General features: G+C 36.8%; 15 protein-coding genes and 1 riboswitch. Of the genes, 4 read left to right on the forward strand and 11 right to left on the reverse strand.

Annotation, left to right across the window (positions count from 1 at the left end; all coding sequences use genetic code 11):
• Positions 1-92: 92 nt before the first annotated feature.
• On the forward strand, positions 93-1,352 hold the full coding sequence (locus MHB70_RS14715) for a serine hydrolase domain-containing protein (protein ID WP_061530670.1): 1,260 nt from the start codon (positions 93-95) through the stop codon (positions 1,350-1,352).
• A 431-nt stretch (positions 1,353-1,783) separates the two neighbouring features.
• Here the strand turns inward: MHB70_RS14715 and MHB70_RS14720 are convergent, their stop codons facing one another.
• Together MHB70_RS14720 and MHB70_RS14725 are read right to left on the reverse strand one after the other, a co-directional pair.
• Positions 1,784-3,013 carry a serine hydrolase domain-containing protein gene (locus MHB70_RS14720; protein WP_016108807.1) on the reverse strand — a complete coding sequence of 410 codons (1,230 nt, stop codon included), beginning with the start codon at positions 3,011-3,013 and terminating at the stop codon, positions 1,784-1,786.
• Positions 3,014-3,335: 322 nt separating this feature from the next.
• A complete protein-coding gene (locus MHB70_RS14725; protein WP_000576517.1) occupies positions 3,336-4,874 on the reverse strand; it encodes a thiol-activated cytolysin family protein in 1,539 nt (512 codons plus the stop codon).
• A gap of 448 nt (positions 4,875-5,322) precedes the next feature.
• On the opposite strand from MHB70_RS14725, the gene MHB70_RS14730 reads away from it, so the two are divergent.
• Complete coding sequence (locus MHB70_RS14730) at positions 5,323-5,523, forward strand: glycosyltransferase (protein ID WP_106080652.1); 201 nt, start codon at positions 5,323-5,325, stop codon at positions 5,521-5,523.
• 604 nt (positions 5,524-6,127) lie between these two features.
• Entirely contained in the window at positions 6,128-7,474 is a 1,347-nt protein-coding gene (locus MHB70_RS14735; protein WP_000490016.1) for a short-chain fatty acid transporter, read from the forward strand.
• Positions 7,475-7,652: 178 nt separating this feature from the next.
• Here the strand turns inward: MHB70_RS14735 and MHB70_RS14740 are convergent, their stop codons facing one another.
• From MHB70_RS14740 to MHB70_RS14755, 4 genes are all read right to left on the reverse strand, one after another.
• Complete coding sequence (locus MHB70_RS14740; RefSeq protein ID WP_001002314.1) at positions 7,653-8,015, reverse strand: hypothetical protein; 363 nt, start codon at positions 8,013-8,015, stop codon at positions 7,653-7,655.
• Positions 8,012-8,587 (reverse strand): NAD(P)H-dependent oxidoreductase, encoded by a 576-nt coding sequence (locus tag MHB70_RS14745; RefSeq protein ID WP_001101660.1) that lies wholly within the window; start codon positions 8,585-8,587, stop codon positions 8,012-8,014. Before MHB70_RS14745 ends, MHB70_RS14740 begins: the two co-directional genes overlap by 4 nt.
• 22 nt (positions 8,588-8,609) lie before the next feature.
• Positions 8,610-8,999 (reverse strand): SWIM zinc finger family protein, encoded by a 390-nt coding sequence (locus MHB70_RS14750; protein WP_053445839.1) that lies wholly within the window; start codon positions 8,997-8,999, stop codon positions 8,610-8,612.
• A 262-nt stretch (positions 9,000-9,261) separates the two neighbouring features.
• A complete protein-coding gene (locus tag MHB70_RS14755) occupies positions 9,262-9,582 on the reverse strand; it encodes a hypothetical protein (protein WP_073990648.1) in 321 nt (106 codons plus the stop codon).
• A gap of 40 nt (positions 9,583-9,622) precedes the next feature.
• Positions 9,623-9,721: riboswitch (SAM riboswitch) on the reverse strand.
• A 122-nt stretch (positions 9,722-9,843) separates the two neighbouring features.
• Between MHB70_RS14755 and MHB70_RS14760 the strand changes: the two genes are divergently transcribed.
• Entirely contained in the window at positions 9,844-10,035 is a 192-nt protein-coding gene (locus tag MHB70_RS14760; RefSeq protein WP_000545000.1) for a hypothetical protein, read from the forward strand.
• Between the two features lie 33 nt (positions 10,036-10,068).
• Here the strand turns inward: MHB70_RS14760 and MHB70_RS14765 are convergent, their stop codons facing one another.
• From MHB70_RS14765 to MHB70_RS14785, 5 genes are all read right to left on the reverse strand, one after another.
• A complete protein-coding gene (locus tag MHB70_RS14765) occupies positions 10,069-10,791 on the reverse strand; it encodes a YwiC-like family protein (protein ID WP_053445840.1) in 723 nt (240 codons plus the stop codon).
• A 184-nt stretch (positions 10,792-10,975) separates the two neighbouring features.
• Positions 10,976-11,677, reverse strand: coding sequence for an ECF transporter S component (locus tag MHB70_RS14770; RefSeq protein WP_053445841.1), 702 nt, complete (start codon positions 11,675-11,677; stop codon positions 10,976-10,978).
• On the reverse strand, positions 11,650-13,311 hold the full coding sequence (locus tag MHB70_RS14775) for an ABC transporter ATP-binding protein (protein WP_053445842.1): 1,662 nt from the start codon (positions 13,309-13,311) through the stop codon (positions 11,650-11,652). The genes MHB70_RS14770 and MHB70_RS14775 overlap by 28 nt, the downstream gene beginning before the upstream one ends.
• Positions 13,284-14,162 (reverse strand): energy-coupling factor transporter transmembrane component T, encoded by an 879-nt coding sequence (locus tag MHB70_RS14780; RefSeq protein WP_053445843.1) that lies wholly within the window; start codon positions 14,160-14,162, stop codon positions 13,284-13,286. Before MHB70_RS14780 ends, MHB70_RS14775 begins: the two co-directional genes overlap by 28 nt.
• 22 nt (positions 14,163-14,184) lie before the next feature.
• Complete coding sequence (locus MHB70_RS14785) at positions 14,185-14,991, reverse strand: DUF4430 domain-containing protein (RefSeq protein WP_053445844.1); 807 nt, start codon at positions 14,989-14,991, stop codon at positions 14,185-14,187.
• Between the last annotated feature and the right edge of the window lie 27 nt (positions 14,992-15,018).

Raw genomic sequence — 15,018 nt, forward strand, 5'->3', positions numbered from 1 at the left:
AAGGAAAGTAAACTTCCCCGTTTACTTTCCTTATTTTGTATTTCTTTCAAGACGAGCGTATACTTATAGTAGCAAATAAAGGAGGGACCTATATGAAACTAAAAAAATCTCCCCTACTCTTACTTATACTAACATGCATATTTGTAATTACAGGGCTTGGTTTTACATACTTCAAACATAATAAAACAACCCCATCAAAAAATAACGTGACAAAGGAGAATTGGTTAGATGATCCTTACTTACGTTGGTCGTACACACATATGAAAGAATTCACTTTAATTAATGAAGTCAAAAACAATCCCGACCAAGTGGCTCACTTCCCTACTTCGTTACAAAAATTAGATGATTTTGCTGTGGAACGTGGATTTGGAACTACGACTCCTTTAAGAAAACTTTTAGACGATAACAAAACAGATGCTTTTGTCGTTGTACATAATGGGCAACTTGTATATGAACGATATTTCAATGGATATAACGAGAGTGAACCGCATGGTATGGCTTCATTAGCAAAGGTCTTTACTGGGGCAATGATACAATCTCTCGCTGAAGAAAATCGTATCGATTTAGAGAAAACAGCTGACACTTATATAAAAGAATTAAACAATACACCGTTCGGTAAAGCGACACTCCAGCAATTAATGGACATGCAAGTTTCTGTAGAGTACCCTACTCATGGATATGAACATCCAGCGTTAGAAAATCAAGATGCACAACTATATTTAGCGAGCAATATTTTACCCCGAGGTAAAAACTACGACGGTCCGATGAAAATTTATGATATGTTACGAGAAGCAGAAGAAACTGCACCGCCTGGTTCCGGTTTTTCTTACGATAACGGATCAGCGGAAACACTCGCTTGGGTTATTCGAACTACCACTGGTAAATCATTAGCTGAAAATGTTAGCAAACGAATATGGTCTCAAATTGGTATGGAAGAAAATGCGTATTACGTTACAGACGAAACAAAAGTAGAACAAGCAAGCGCTGGTTTAAATGCAACTGCTAGAGATATGGCAAGATTCGGTCAACTACTATTAAATAACGGGGAATATAACGGAAAACAAATCATCCCTTCCTTCATTACAGAAAGTGTGGAAAATGTACAAGAAGGTGAACTCGCAATTGGCAATGGCGCTTCTATTTCTTATCATAATCAATGGTGGATTCCGCACAATGGACAAGGTGCTTTCGAAGTGTTAGGCAGTTACGGACAAACGCTTTATATCGACCCGAAAGCAAATATGGTAATCGTCCACTTCTCTTCTAATGCTACACCTAGTAATGAAATACATTCGGTTTATTCCAATATGTATGTTGATATTGCCCATCATTTGGAGAAGCTTTCACAGTAGTGGAAGCAGGATTTTAATCCTTGCATGAATGACTATTTGATTAATCAATCGATATGTTGTGCTGAAACGTCAATATAGTAAAAAAGGATCTCTCTTAATATAGAGAGATCCTTTTTTTACTTCTTCTTCTTTTCTGTCGGTTGGCTTTGTTTAGCGAAATTAGATGAATCATCGAAATTTGGTTGCTTTTTACCAGCATTATTACTTCTACCTTTTCCCATATGTAATGCACCTCCCTCCTCCTTACTATTCCCAATAAAAAAATCCTCTTGCATCCAAGAGGATTTTTTGTTGTGCTATTATTAATAATGCTCAACTGTTACCGCAGTACTTCCAACACCGTCCTATCATAACTTTTAACCATGGTGTTGATCGTGGCCATCAGGCCTATGATTATCTATCCGTCTTGGCGTTTTCCTTTAAACGATACCCTAATCTTCGATCGCTTGGTAGGCCGTGGTCCAGAAGTCTTGGATAAGATGCGATGGGGCTGGAGTGGACATCCCAACCTGTGTGAACAGAATTCCAATAAACTGTTTATCTGGATCAGCGTAAGCTGAAGTGCCGGTTCCGCCATCCCAGCCGAATTGACCGATAGACGCGTAGTCTCCAAGATAGGTACGCACCGCCATCCCAAAGCCCCAGCCACCTTGGATCCCTTGTCCGAACGACAAATGGATGTTATTTTTGGCCAAATCGTCTCGGTATACTTGTTGTTCAGGAGTAAGACGGTTGGTGGTCATCAGCTGGACTGCGGGCCTAGACAGGATCCGTTTAGTACCGTGCATCCCTTTATTCAAAAGCATCTGCAAATACGCGTGATAATCGTCGACGGTTCCAAGCAGTCCACCACCGCCTGCTTGGAATGCTGGAGGTTTGCTGTAACGTCCGCCCACACCTTCATCCCACACGATGAATTCACCTGTCTGCGGATCGGGGTTGAAGGCTGGTGGAAGCCGGTCAATCTTGAGCTCAGGTACGTAGAATCCAGTGTCCTTCATTCCTAGCGGATCGAATATGCGTTCGCGCAAGAACGACTCGAAAGTCTGACCCGTGACCCTGGCAACAAGAACGCCGATTACTTCTAAACTGATATGATACTGCCACCGCTCTCCGGGCTGATAGCTTAGCGGAAGTGCACCTAGGCGACGCATAAACTCATCTGGATCGGGCATATCCTGCCCTGGCGTGTCGAATATCCCACTCTCGAAGAACGCGTTCATGATGGGAGAACCCATCAACGTGAGATCCACTCCGAGCCCGAATGTGGAGGTCAACAAGTCTCGTACAGTGATAGGACGCCGTGCTGGGACGGTCTCTTCTAGCGGGCCATCGGGCTGTTTCAACACTTGCCGGTCGGCGAGTTCCGGTAGCCATTTGTCTACTGGGTCGTCTAAATGCAGTTTGCACTCATCGAGCAAAACCATTACTGGTGAAACTGCGATTGGCTTGCTAGTGGACGCCAATCGAAAAATCGTGTCCCGACGCATTGGTGCACCGCCATCATGCCTCATTGTTCCAAGCGCTTCGACGTGCGTCTCGCCGTTTCGGCTGACTAAGGCGACGAGCCCAGGAATCTTTCCAGAATCGACATGCCGCGCCAATACATTGCGCATTTTGCGCAATCCTGTTTCAGAAAAGCCCTTATTGTTTTGTCCCATTTTGTTCTCCTTTAGTTTAGATTGAGATTTCTAATACATATTGACAATCAATTATTAGTTCTTCAAATAGAAAAATTCCCCTTTTTAATAATTTCGACAAAATGCATTTATATACATGGAGGCACCATGCATCACTATCAACCTAAGATAGGCTACATTTATGGGGATTTAATAATGGAGAATGCAATCATTAAAAACATTGATACATCCATTTAAAAATATGATTACAAGATTTGCGAATTGATTATGATACATCTAAAAACACCGATATACTTTCAAACAAGTAAAAAAGCGCCCTGTACACAGGGCGCTTTGCTCCAACCTAATGACTAATATTAGCAGTTGGGTATAATGTCGTTCCTCCAATTGAAACCTTTATTTCATTTGTTAAAGGAACATTTTGCTCATTAATAATTGTTCTCCACCATTCCCATGCAAGACCTGTACATTCTCTCGCTACGACTTTTACATTTTTTGAATTCGGTGGAAGTGGTATAACTGTAGAGAAGTGAGCAGTTTTATCTCTGCCGCTTCCTTCCCAAGTTTTATGTGTTAGTACTTCTTTCCCATTTTGATCATATGAGAATTCATCCCAAGATACATCAAATTGAGCAACATATGCACCGTAATGATCAAGCGTCATTTTCGCACTTGAATATTCTGTAGTTGTAGTCTCAACATAATCTGTATTGTTATGAACAGCAGCAGTTGCATTATCTTTTAAGAAAGTGCTCGTATATGAAATTGGGTATGCTGGATTTTTTTTACTTAACTCTGCATTATCTTTAATGATATTTCGGATTTCATTAAAATCTTTTGTAACAACCTTGTTATGCTCTTTTGCATCTCCGCCTAATACTACAGCGGTAAAGGTACTTTCTTCAAAAATATCTTTGTACTGTCCACTCGTTTCGACGCTGTTATTTTTAAGTAACGCTTTAAAAGCAGCTTGTACATCTTTGCTCTTAGATGTTGTTTCTAATTTCACATAAATGGTTCTGCCATAGGCTACATTTGACACCATAACAGGCGGAGCCGCATTACTTATCCCTTTACGAGTTAACTCACCGAAAGTAACACTATTATCAAAAAGATCTGATGGATTGTTAGGTAGTTCAGCACTTACGGTATAAAATATTTGCTTATATGCCGCAACCATCACTTTTTTCTCTCCATTTGCAACTGCATTAAAGTCAATGTTTAGACTGTTATCAAGATATTTAGCGTTGACATTAAGAGCACTTGCGATTTGTGATTTACTATACACCATGGACTCTGTATACTGCATTCTTGCAGGTAACGAATGTGTTGATGCATACTTCTCATTCCAAGTAGATACTAAATCATCTACTGCTCCAGACACATTACCATATGTCGGATTCTGGACAGATATCGTATTTTCTTTCCTCATTCCAGGTAAGTCTATACTAATATTTAAAGGTTTTCTCTTAGCCACTAATAAACTAGGTTGATTATCGGCAAAAGCTTTATTTGCAAGTTGTACTGCTCCTGGATACGTACGATTAGCTACAGAATCAATAATGGAAATATCAACCGGTGACGTTGTAAGTGATTTTTTTTCACGCTCAACTACTACAAATTTACCATTTGAATTGATACTTTCTTTCGGAACAAAACTCTCTACTTTATCACCATTTACTGCTAAAATATCTCTACTATCATACTTTAAATTTGCTATACCATTATTAATGTCACTAGCATTTTTTGCTGCATCAGTTGCATTACCTGTTTGCGTTTCCGCGAAAGAAATAGATGAATAATGAATAGTGCATAAACTAACTAACACACATGCTAGGAATTTTATTTTTTTATTACTTTTCTTAATTTTCAGAAAAATCACCCCATTCTTTTTTTATATTAAATATGATAATGATTGCTAATTAATAAACTTACATAAATGCTTTTAAAAGTTCTTGAACTAACGGAATTACCCCACCTAAAAATTTCAAAACTGCCATTGCGATTTCCATATTGCTTCCTCCTCTTTGTTGTATTAAAGATGTGTTGAATATTTATGTCTTCATTATAATAAGCTTTTACATTTGCATCAATTCATTTTTATATGCAATATTACATATTGGATGAAGAACATTTTTTTGCTAGATTGATGATGGAATAGAACCATATGCCCATCACCCTGAAGTTTTGGTGTCCCCCACAACGATAAAAACAAATCACTTCATGTGACACCTAAATCCAACGTTAAGATTAGTGCACAATTTAATAGAACTTGGAGATAATAGTGTCTAGTATTCAGCAAATGATTTTGAAACAAACAGACGCACAATATTAGCCATTGTGGGATAAACAGCATAAGTGAATCACTTTATTTTGAAGTTCCTCTAGTTATGCTCCCTTTAATAAATGATCAGCACACAATCGCTGGACGAGTATACGAACTTGGTGCAGGGTTTATGTTACATATTCAGCAATTATCGGTCGAGGATTTAAAACATGCCGTCAATGGGGTGTTGCAGAGCCCTTTTTAACTAAGGTGCTAGTCTGACAAATTCATCTATAAATTCCATAATCAAAGCATAAATGATAAGACTTATAGGTAATACATTTACAACTAAAGCGAAAATTCTTTTACTTAATTTCTCTGTGCTGAACATTGAAAGAATGCTTACAGGTACATTAAATATAGAAAGATAGAATGTGAGTAATACTAACATTCTTATCATATAATTCCCACTATCGTCTACACTACTTAATAAATTGTAAATTGGTAAGATAATAATCGTAGCAATCGCTGGCAAAGAGGATATTTTAGTAAATACATTCAAATTTCTCCTTACCAATCCTTTCACCTCTCTTTTATATTCATTACAATGCTCCTATAAGTTCATTCATTTTTTTACAGGTAGAAATAAGCATTTGCTCCATTCGTTCCTCTTATATTGAAAGGCATGTAGTACTCCCCCTCTTAAAAATATTTCAAATCAAAATGAAAAAACGTTTTGAAATATAAATTCAATCTATCAATACATTACAACAAAAATCTATAAATATCAGAATTTTCTATTTATTAAAGGTTATCCTCCAAACAACCTCGAACATTGTAAGAAACATACATAAGGAGGTTGATCTATTTTGTTTCGTTCCTTTACAAATGGTTGCGTCGCCTTAGTGCAACGTTTCTTGCCAGAACCGTTTATTTTATCATGTTTATTAACTGTTTTTGTTATCTTCTTCGGCATGTTTGCAACTCACCAAACACCGGTCGAAATGATTAATCATTGGGGTAATGGCATTTGGGGACTTCTCGCCTTTTCTATGCAAATGGCACTAGTACTTGTCACTGGATCTGCTTTAGCGAACGCTCCTCTTATTAAAAAGGGGTTAACGAAAGCTGCCAGGCTACCGAAAACGAATGGCCAAGGTATTATTGCCATTTCAATTGTAAGTTTACTTGGTGCATACATAAACTGGGGATTTGGTATTGTTGTATCTGTTTTATATGCAAAAGAAGTTGCAAGACAACTTGAAGGATTAGATTACAGATTAGCAATTGCTTCTTCTTACTCTGGATTTCTCATTTGGCATGCGGGTCTTTCCGCTTCTATCCCTCTTACGTTAGCTACGGGCGGTGAAACGTTAATTAAAACGACAGCTGGAAGTATTAAAGAAGCGATTCCAATAACAGAAACGTTATTCTCACCATACGCTCTCGTTCCAGTTATTATCTTTCTCATTACGATGCCACTCATTAACAGGGCAATGCATCCCGATGAAAAACATACGGTAACAGTAGATCCTAGCGTATTTCATGAAGAAGCTGCTGCTATAGAAGTAGAGCCAAAAACAGTCGCTGAAAAAATGGAAAATAGCATCATTATTACACTTTGCGTTGGGTTATTAGGTCTCATTTATATTTTCAATTACTTTTATACGAAAGGTTTTAACCTTACACTCGATATCGTTATTTTTATATTATTAATTGCTGGTCTTATTTTTCACCGGACTCCGATTCAATATATTCGTGCTTTTTCAGACTCTACAAAAAGTGCTTCTGGCATTCTACTTCAGTTTCCGTTTTACGCAGGAATTATGGGTATGATGATTGGAGTAAATAGTGAAGGTCTTTCTCTTGGAGGAGCTATTTCTAATTTCTTTATTAGTATTTCAAACGAAACGACTTTCCCGCTCTTTACTTTTTTAAGTGCTGGCATCGTTAATATTTTTGTTCCATCTGGTGGCGGTCAATGGGCTGTACAGGCACCCATTATGATTCCAGCTGGTGCTGAACTTGGTGTACCTGCTGCAAAAACAGCAATGGCAATTGCGTGGGGCGATGCTTGGACGAATTTAATTCAACCTTTCTGGGCATTACCAGCGTTAGCGATAGCTGGTTTAGGTGCTCGTGATATTATGGGATTTTGCGTTGTGAACTTACTATATGCAGGATTTATCATTAGTTTATGCTTCTTATTTATTTAAACGAAAAGCTAGTTTTATACTAGCTTTTTTACATAATAAATCATTTACCCCGCATTAACAGGCAGTAAACTCCCACCCATACCAGCTAGAGCAAAGCGGTTAGGTGGGAAATCAACTGCCTGTAAATGCCCGATTGGTGAAGGCTAATAATCAGTGGGAAGAACAAAACCCCCACTGATTAAAGTTTCACTTTATTTCCCACGCAATTTATAATCGTCTTCCACTCTATCTCCGTAAGGTTTAATGCCTCAAATGCAAAAAAATCTTTACATATCTTTTCAATCAGATATGGATTTTCCCTCAAGAAATTCCACTGTAACGCTTTAGGAAGAAAATACGTTTCATACTCTTTACTTCCTCTTACTACCTCATCGACTTCTCTTTCACAAATCCCTCTTATTAAATAATCATTTCTTAATCGGATCTTCATTTGTTGAAACGTTTCACTATATTTCTTCAATTGGATTAAGCAATTAATATAGGTACGAAAAAGTTCGTTATCATACTGACAACAATTTATAATACGATCAATTTCATTCATAATGTACGAGCCTTTTCTTCTATTTGTAATAACCACTTTTCCCGCTTCTCTCGTTTACTCGTTTTCACAGATTGAAAAACAGATCGTTTTATATCGCGAATGCCGCAAAAACGTAAAACACCTCTCTTCATCATAATCCAATCTGCTGATCGATATAATAGGGCGACGTACCATAACGGTGAATCTAACGTATTAATTACCCACGCCTTCTTTCCTTTCAATAAGCCCTTCGGCAAGGCACCTTCATATTTATAAGCAAATCCAGCTACGAAAATGCGATCAATAAACCCTTTTAAAATAGCAGGCATCCCCCACCACCATATCGGATATATGAATAAAAGAGTATCTGCTTCTGCCACTAACGTTCTGTACCAAGCTGTTTCTTCTTCATTTACTAAATCACGCCTTTTCTTCTCTTCATTAAATACGAGCACCGGATCAAATTGTTCCTTATATAAATCAAGTACTGTAACAGAATGATTTTTCCCCTGTAGTCCTTTTTGCACATGCTCTAAAATCGCCGCGTTAAAACTGGAAGGACTAGGATGAGCGTATACAATTAGTACATTCACTACAAAACAACTCCCTCTATGGTTAAAGTTTCCCCTTCTTTAACACCTTCTCTACAATTTGTAAGTTTTTCGAACTTTGTAATAAACGGTTTAATACGGTCAGTAACTCTTCCTTGTCTAAATCTTTCAGTTTCTCTTTCACCGTACTCTCACCAGCACCTTGAATATCATAAACAACTGCCGCCATATGCTTGCAAAGATTCTCATAAGGACACTCGCAGCTACTTTCTGTAAAATCTTCAAGATCAATAATCACTTCATAATTTCCTGCATTTCCAGTAACGAAAGCAATTACTTTCTTGTCTTGTATTTCAACATCTTCTACATGTCCATCTTCATAATATTCATATCCCTTATCTATAATGTACTTTGGGATCCATTTCGTTATATCTTTTAATAAGTAAGCGTACATATTTGCACCTCTTCCTTTAATTCCCTTTTGACTTCAAAAAACCTGCATGTTATTCTAATAACTGTCAAGTAGCGAGTCTACGTGACAAAACGACTGACACCTATTCGGCGGAGGTGTCTCTTTTCATTTGCAGCCGATATGAATTGCCTCTTTCAGGCACATTCAATTTTTGACACTACACACTCAACACCATTCCCTGTATCAGGCTGCATTAGCAGTCTTTTACTCTACATACTTCGCTATTTCAAGAAAAAAAGAGAGACTAGCTCCCTTTTCTCGCCTTATAAAATACCCCTTTTTCAGTATAGAGATATTCATCATCAGCTAATGTAATTTTCCCATCCAGTTTGAGTTCATCTAATAGTCTTGATAAATAAAATTGATGTAACATTTTTTTCGTGAATTTTCCTTCATGATGCGAAACGATATGTTCTTGAATATCTAACAATGATATTGGCTTATCTTGCTCTATCATATATTCATAAACTGTACTACGCAGTTTTACGTATTTTTCGAGTGTCACAGTAATCCGCAACCCCTTTCTTCTTAATATAAATTTTCGTAATCGGTTTTTTTGCAACAAAAAAACCTCTCCGATAAGAAGAAGTTACGTATATATCTTCGTCTTATCTCCCAGAACAAATATGTTCTGCTGGAATTAGCACCTGCATCGCGGTTGCTGGGTTTCATCGGGCCAGTCCCTCCACCTCTCTGGATAAGAAAATATTCACTTAAATCTTACTATACGTAATTTCATTTCAATTGTCAAACAAATACAACAAATTATATTTTCTTTCTTCCTGTTCATACTATACATATATGAATATGCAAGGAGGATTATGAAATGCACGAAAATGCTCGCGGATATGTACAAGATTCTTTTCAATCATTACAAGAAGCAAAACATTGTTTAGAAGAAGCATTACAGACTGTCGAAAAAGATTTTAATCGTGCTCGTATTGAGCAATCTCTTTATGCGATCGAACAAGCTATTCAACGCTGCGATTACACGGTTCACATTTTAGAACAAGATTGAAAAAAACTTCCCATCATAAGGTGGGAAGTTTTTTCAAATGGCATACTTCATAATTATTGCCGTTATGATTAAAAAATATACAGAATTAACAATTTCTAAAATCCCTACTTTTATGATAGAAATTTTTTTGCCATACAACATAATTGCCCGAATGACACTTGGTATAAAAATAAGAGAGCACCATGGATTGGTAGCAAATATAATTATCGTTAATACGATATGATAACCCCATGATATAATACGATACTTCGGATTATTTTTTTCACGAATCATTGTCTTCACATAAAACGTACTTCCTAAAAAATATAAAAATGAAATAATCGCAATAAATAAAGCTGTTTTATCTATGAGTTTCATTGAAAAATAATAACTAACTAAACCACCTATACAGAAAACGATAATTGCGCAAATGTCATTTAGCAGTGCTCTTTCATTCTTTTGACGAGCGTAATACATATTTACTATAAATAATGGAATCATTGCTGCTACGAATAAAAGAACTCGCCATTCATATAATAGAGAAATCATCCCAAATACGAACGCAATAATAAAATATACAATTGCTGCATGTAAAAACTCTTTTTTTCGTTTTTGTTTTATGTACATGAGAAATGGATACGTAGCTAAATAGATAAAGAACCAAGCTAAAAACAATGGAATATGATAAAAAGTAGGTTTCCCAAGTATGACACTTAATAGAAATGGGATAACAAGCATGGCCCATGCACCATGTTGCTTCGGAATAACTAACTTCATTAACTATACACCTCCCTCTTGAAAGAAGTTCTCACCTACTATTATACAAATAATTTTATATAATAACGGATGTATATTGGATCTATTTTTTGACAATAAAAAATGCTCCTTACAATATGTAAGAAGCATGAAAGAGGCAAACGAATATGTAAGTCGCGACCCTACCTTATATAAGTATGCTTTTCTATGTCATGTTATGCTCCTCTAATATACCGTATTTCTTTTTAAACCTTGTGAGAATCGTAATCCATGACGTACTAAATAGTAGTAGGAAAATAACATTTGAAATCGCATGACTTAAGTCAAAGTAAAAACTCGCGACATAGTACGCAATGACGGTTTCCCACGTTGCTTCTCGTATAAAACCGAGAAGTCCCCAGAAGTTCATAATCCAACCAAATAAAAATCCAACAATTAATCCGTATAGGAGTCTTCCCCATAGCTTTTTCATGAAAAATGTATTACGTAATAGTCCAGCTATAAAACCAATCATACCCCACGAAAACATTTGCCACGGTGTCCACGGACCTTGTCCTAAAAAAATGTTCGATACGATAGCGGCTGTTGCCCCGATCATAAAACCAGTTTCACTCCCAAACACGATTGCAGAAACGATAATGACAAAGGAAGTTGGTTGTACACTTGGTAAAATAGAAAATGGTACGCGGCTAACCGCAGCAATTGCTGCTAACACGGCAACGAGAACAATTTCACGTGAAACAAACGCCTTCCTTTCAAAACGGATATAGAAAGGTAACATAATAACAGCTAATAAAAACAAACTACTTACCATGTAATAGCCGTCCATGAGGAGTGTAGTAAAGAGTAATGTGCCTATTATAAACGCAAAAATACATATTATGAATGCAATATATCGTTTGGACACGCTTCGTACACATCCTCCCACGTTAATGCATATGGCAATTCTTTTCGAATGAATCGATTAATAGATGTTGTATAAAAGAAGTTACCGCTAAAAAATTCTTTCGGTGCATCATTCATAATGACTGTTCCATCAAATAACATCATGCACTGATCAACATATTTCGCTGCGAACTCAATATCATGCGTTGCCATTACAATGGTTGTACCTTCTTTTTGTAATTTCCTAAATAGCTCCCCTACTCTTTCTTTCTTCCATGGGTCTAACCCCTTTGTCGGTTCATCAAGTAGTAATAGCGTTGGTTTTGATAATAACGTTGTACATAATGCAAGTAGTTGTTGCTCTCCCCCGCTACAATCATGTGGATGGCGCTCTTTAAGCGAATGTAACCAAAACTGTTTCAACATATCTTCTGCTATTTCTTTTCCTTGTTCTCCATATAATTCACGAGCACGTTCATAAACTTCTTGCCACACTGTATCAAATGTAAAATGATAATACGGATGCTGTGATACATACCCGATCCTTTTAAATCGTTCTTTCGAATCAATTTTATGTATCACTTTACCATGCCACTTTACTTTCCCTCTTCTCGCTTTTTGCAATCCTGCTAAAATCGTTAACAGTGTAGACTTCCCAGTACCATTTTTCCCAACGAGCGCTACCCATTTTCCTTTTTCAATCGCAACTGTTAATTCTCGTAAAATAAGCGGACTATTTTTTTCATATTGAAAAGAAATATGTTCTGCACTTAACATTACTTCTTGTTTTTTACGTTGTACCATCTGCTCATTCACATATGATATCACTGAAAAATCATTCATTTTTATTTGTGCTTCTCGCACTGTAAACGGAATATCTCTCGCATTCCATTCTAAAAACAACCTTGGAATTTGCGGAATAAATGGACGGAAGTTTTCCACTTCCCACATTTTCGCTATAACTGTTTTAGGACTACCATCATAAACAATTCGGCCGTTATCCATACAAACAACGCGTGTTGCAAGTGGTATCACTTCATCTAAACGATGTTCACTTAAAATAATCGTAATTCCAAGTTCTTCATTAATACGTTTTAACAACCCTAAAAACTCTTTCGCAGCAATCGGATCTAATTGCGCCGTTGGTTCATCTAATAATAATAGTTTCGGCTGCATAACTAATACCGCAGCTAAATTGACAAGTTGTTTTTGCCCACCAGATAACGTATGAACAGATTGATGCAATAAATCTTGAAATCCTAAGAAGCTAATGAGCTCGGCTATTCGTTTTTGAATAATATGTGATGGTAATCCGATATTTTCTAAAGAAAATGCTAATTCTTGAATCACTGTATCCATTACGAGCTGATTTTCTGGGTTTTGAAATACCATCCCAATTTCTTGGGCAGATAATAAGTCAGGTACTTCCTCTAATAATACATCTTCATAAAACATCTCTCCCGAACGCGTGCCAATTGGAAGTAACTCCTTTTTAAAATGTTTTAATAATGTCGTCTTCCCAGATCCCGATCCCCCAGCTAGCGCTATAAACTCTCCTTTTTGAATAGAAAGAGAAATATGCTGTAACGCTTTTTCATTTTCATCAGCATATACAAATGATAAATTGTTTATTTCTGCATGCGCCACCATATCCATTCCCTTCCTTCCATTATGATTGGTAAATTAATAAACAGCATAAATGCTACAAACATCATTCCATCGTATTGCTGGAATAGAATAGATTCGACTTTCGGATAAATGATCAATTTTCCTCCGCCATACTTACTACATATGATAGCAGTTATAAATAAAATCATTAAATAACTGAGCGTATACCAATCACGTTTTTCCATTCTATACCGAATATACGTCGTACGTTTCGTTACACCAAATCCACGAGCTTGCATAGAATCTGCCGTTTGAAGTGCATCTTCTAACGAGCAAATTAATAATACTTGCAGTAACTGCATGCCATTTTTCACTCTTTCAACAATTGAACCTGAATCTACCTGCACACCTTTTGTCTTTTGGACGAGTGTTATTTTCTGTAATCGTCTAATAAACAAAGGCACAAACCTCACTGTAATCATCGTTAACAATGCAACTTTCGGTGAAATTCTCGAAAACAAATATAAAAATTTATGACTTGAAATAATATCATTATACGAAGCAAACGTAAACATAATCGCAACTAGTAATAACCCCATTACTAGTCCAAACATAATTGCCTCCAGCTTAATACGGCTATCACCTAACCAAAATAACGTTGTTCGACCTCTATGCGTTAATAACGAATTAAATAAAATTACCATAAAAAAGAATACGATTGTGCTCGGTAACATTTTTCTTATCTTTTCGCTATTCCCTTGCATCACATTTAATATAACGATTAATAAAATTGCACCAATTAAAAAAAGAGGATGAAGACACATCATACATAGTATCATCACCCCAATATAATAGAAAAAATTCACAAAAGGATGTAAAGAAGAAAAACTTATTTTCATAGTCCTTTACCGAATGCCTTTCTTATTTTAATACATATACCCACTCAATTGTATCTCCTGGTTTTACTGTAACTACACCAGCACTACGGTTCGGAAATGCACCATTCACACGATATTTCCATCCACTAGTATCAGCAATATCTTTTTCATATAAATCATTAATACCTTTTACATAAATACTTTCTTTTGATCCACTTGCATCAACATCTAATCCTGTACGCTGCAACACTTTATAAACAGTATCGCCTTCTTGTACATCAACCTTTTTCGCACCTAATAAGTACCCTTCATGTCCTTTTACGGAGATAGTAACTTGTTTTACCTGTGGTTTAGGTACCGGTACTGTATCTATTTTTGGTGGTACAGGAGTTGGTACGGGCGGAGTCGGTATCGTTTTATTCTCTTTATTCGGATCTACCTTTTGCTCCTGCTTCGGTGTTTCTTTCGGCTGATTGACAACCTTTGCTTCTTCTTTTACTTCCTGTGCTTTCGGTTGCTGTTGTTTCTCTTCGTTTGCTTTTTGTTGTTCTGGTTGTTTAGTAGCAGATTGCTCCTGAGGTTTCTCTTCTTTCTTTACTTCAGGTTGTTCCTGCGGCTTTTCCTCTTTCGGCTTCTCTGCTACTTTTTGTTCTTGTTTCTCTTCTTGTTGTTTCTGTTCCGGCTCAGCTTGTTTCTCTTCCGGTTTCACTTCTTCTTTCGGTTCTTCTTGTTTTGCTATCTCTTCTTGCTTTGGCTCTACTTTCTTCTCAGGCTTTACAGCCGCCTCTTCACATCCGGCAAGTAGGCCGAGTGAAAGCATTAAAGAAATGAACCACTTCATCTTACTCATGTTCTCTCTCACCTTTCATATAAAAAT

Source organism: Bacillus sp. FSL M7-1020 (genome assembly GCF_038050415.1).
Taxonomy (GTDB): domain Bacteria; phylum Bacillota; class Bacilli; order Bacillales; family Bacillaceae_G; genus Bacillus_A; species Bacillus_A toyonensis.

Coding starts and splice junctions, on each gene's coding strand:
- MHB70_RS14750 (WP_053445839.1), bottom strand. CDS start 8,999: ATGTACGCTTACTTATTAAAAGATATAACGAAATGGATCCCAAAGTAC.
- MHB70_RS14765 (WP_053445840.1), bottom strand. CDS start 10,791: ATGAAGTTAGTTATTCCGAAGCAACATGGTGCATGGGCCATGCTTGTT.
- MHB70_RS14740 (WP_001002314.1), bottom strand. CDS start 8,015: ATGAATGAAATTGATCGTATTATAAATTGTTGTCAGTATGATAACGAA.
- MHB70_RS14780 (WP_053445843.1), bottom strand. CDS start 14,162: ATGAAAATAAGTTTTTCTTCTTTACATCCTTTTGTGAATTTTTTCTAT.
- MHB70_RS14785 (WP_053445844.1), bottom strand. CDS start 14,991: ATGAGTAAGATGAAGTGGTTCATTTCTTTAATGCTTTCACTCGGCCTA.
- MHB70_RS14715 (WP_061530670.1), top strand. CDS start 93: ATGAAACTAAAAAAATCTCCCCTACTCTTACTTATACTAACATGCATA.
- MHB70_RS14775 (WP_053445842.1), bottom strand. CDS start 13,311: ATGGATATGGTGGCGCATGCAGAAATAAACAATTTATCATTTGTATAT.
- MHB70_RS14720 (WP_016108807.1), bottom strand. CDS start 3,013: ATGGGACAAAACAATAAGGGCTTTTCTGAAACAGGATTGCGCAAAATG.
- MHB70_RS14760 (WP_000545000.1), top strand. CDS start 9,844: ATGCACGAAAATGCTCGCGGATATGTACAAGATTCTTTTCAATCATTA.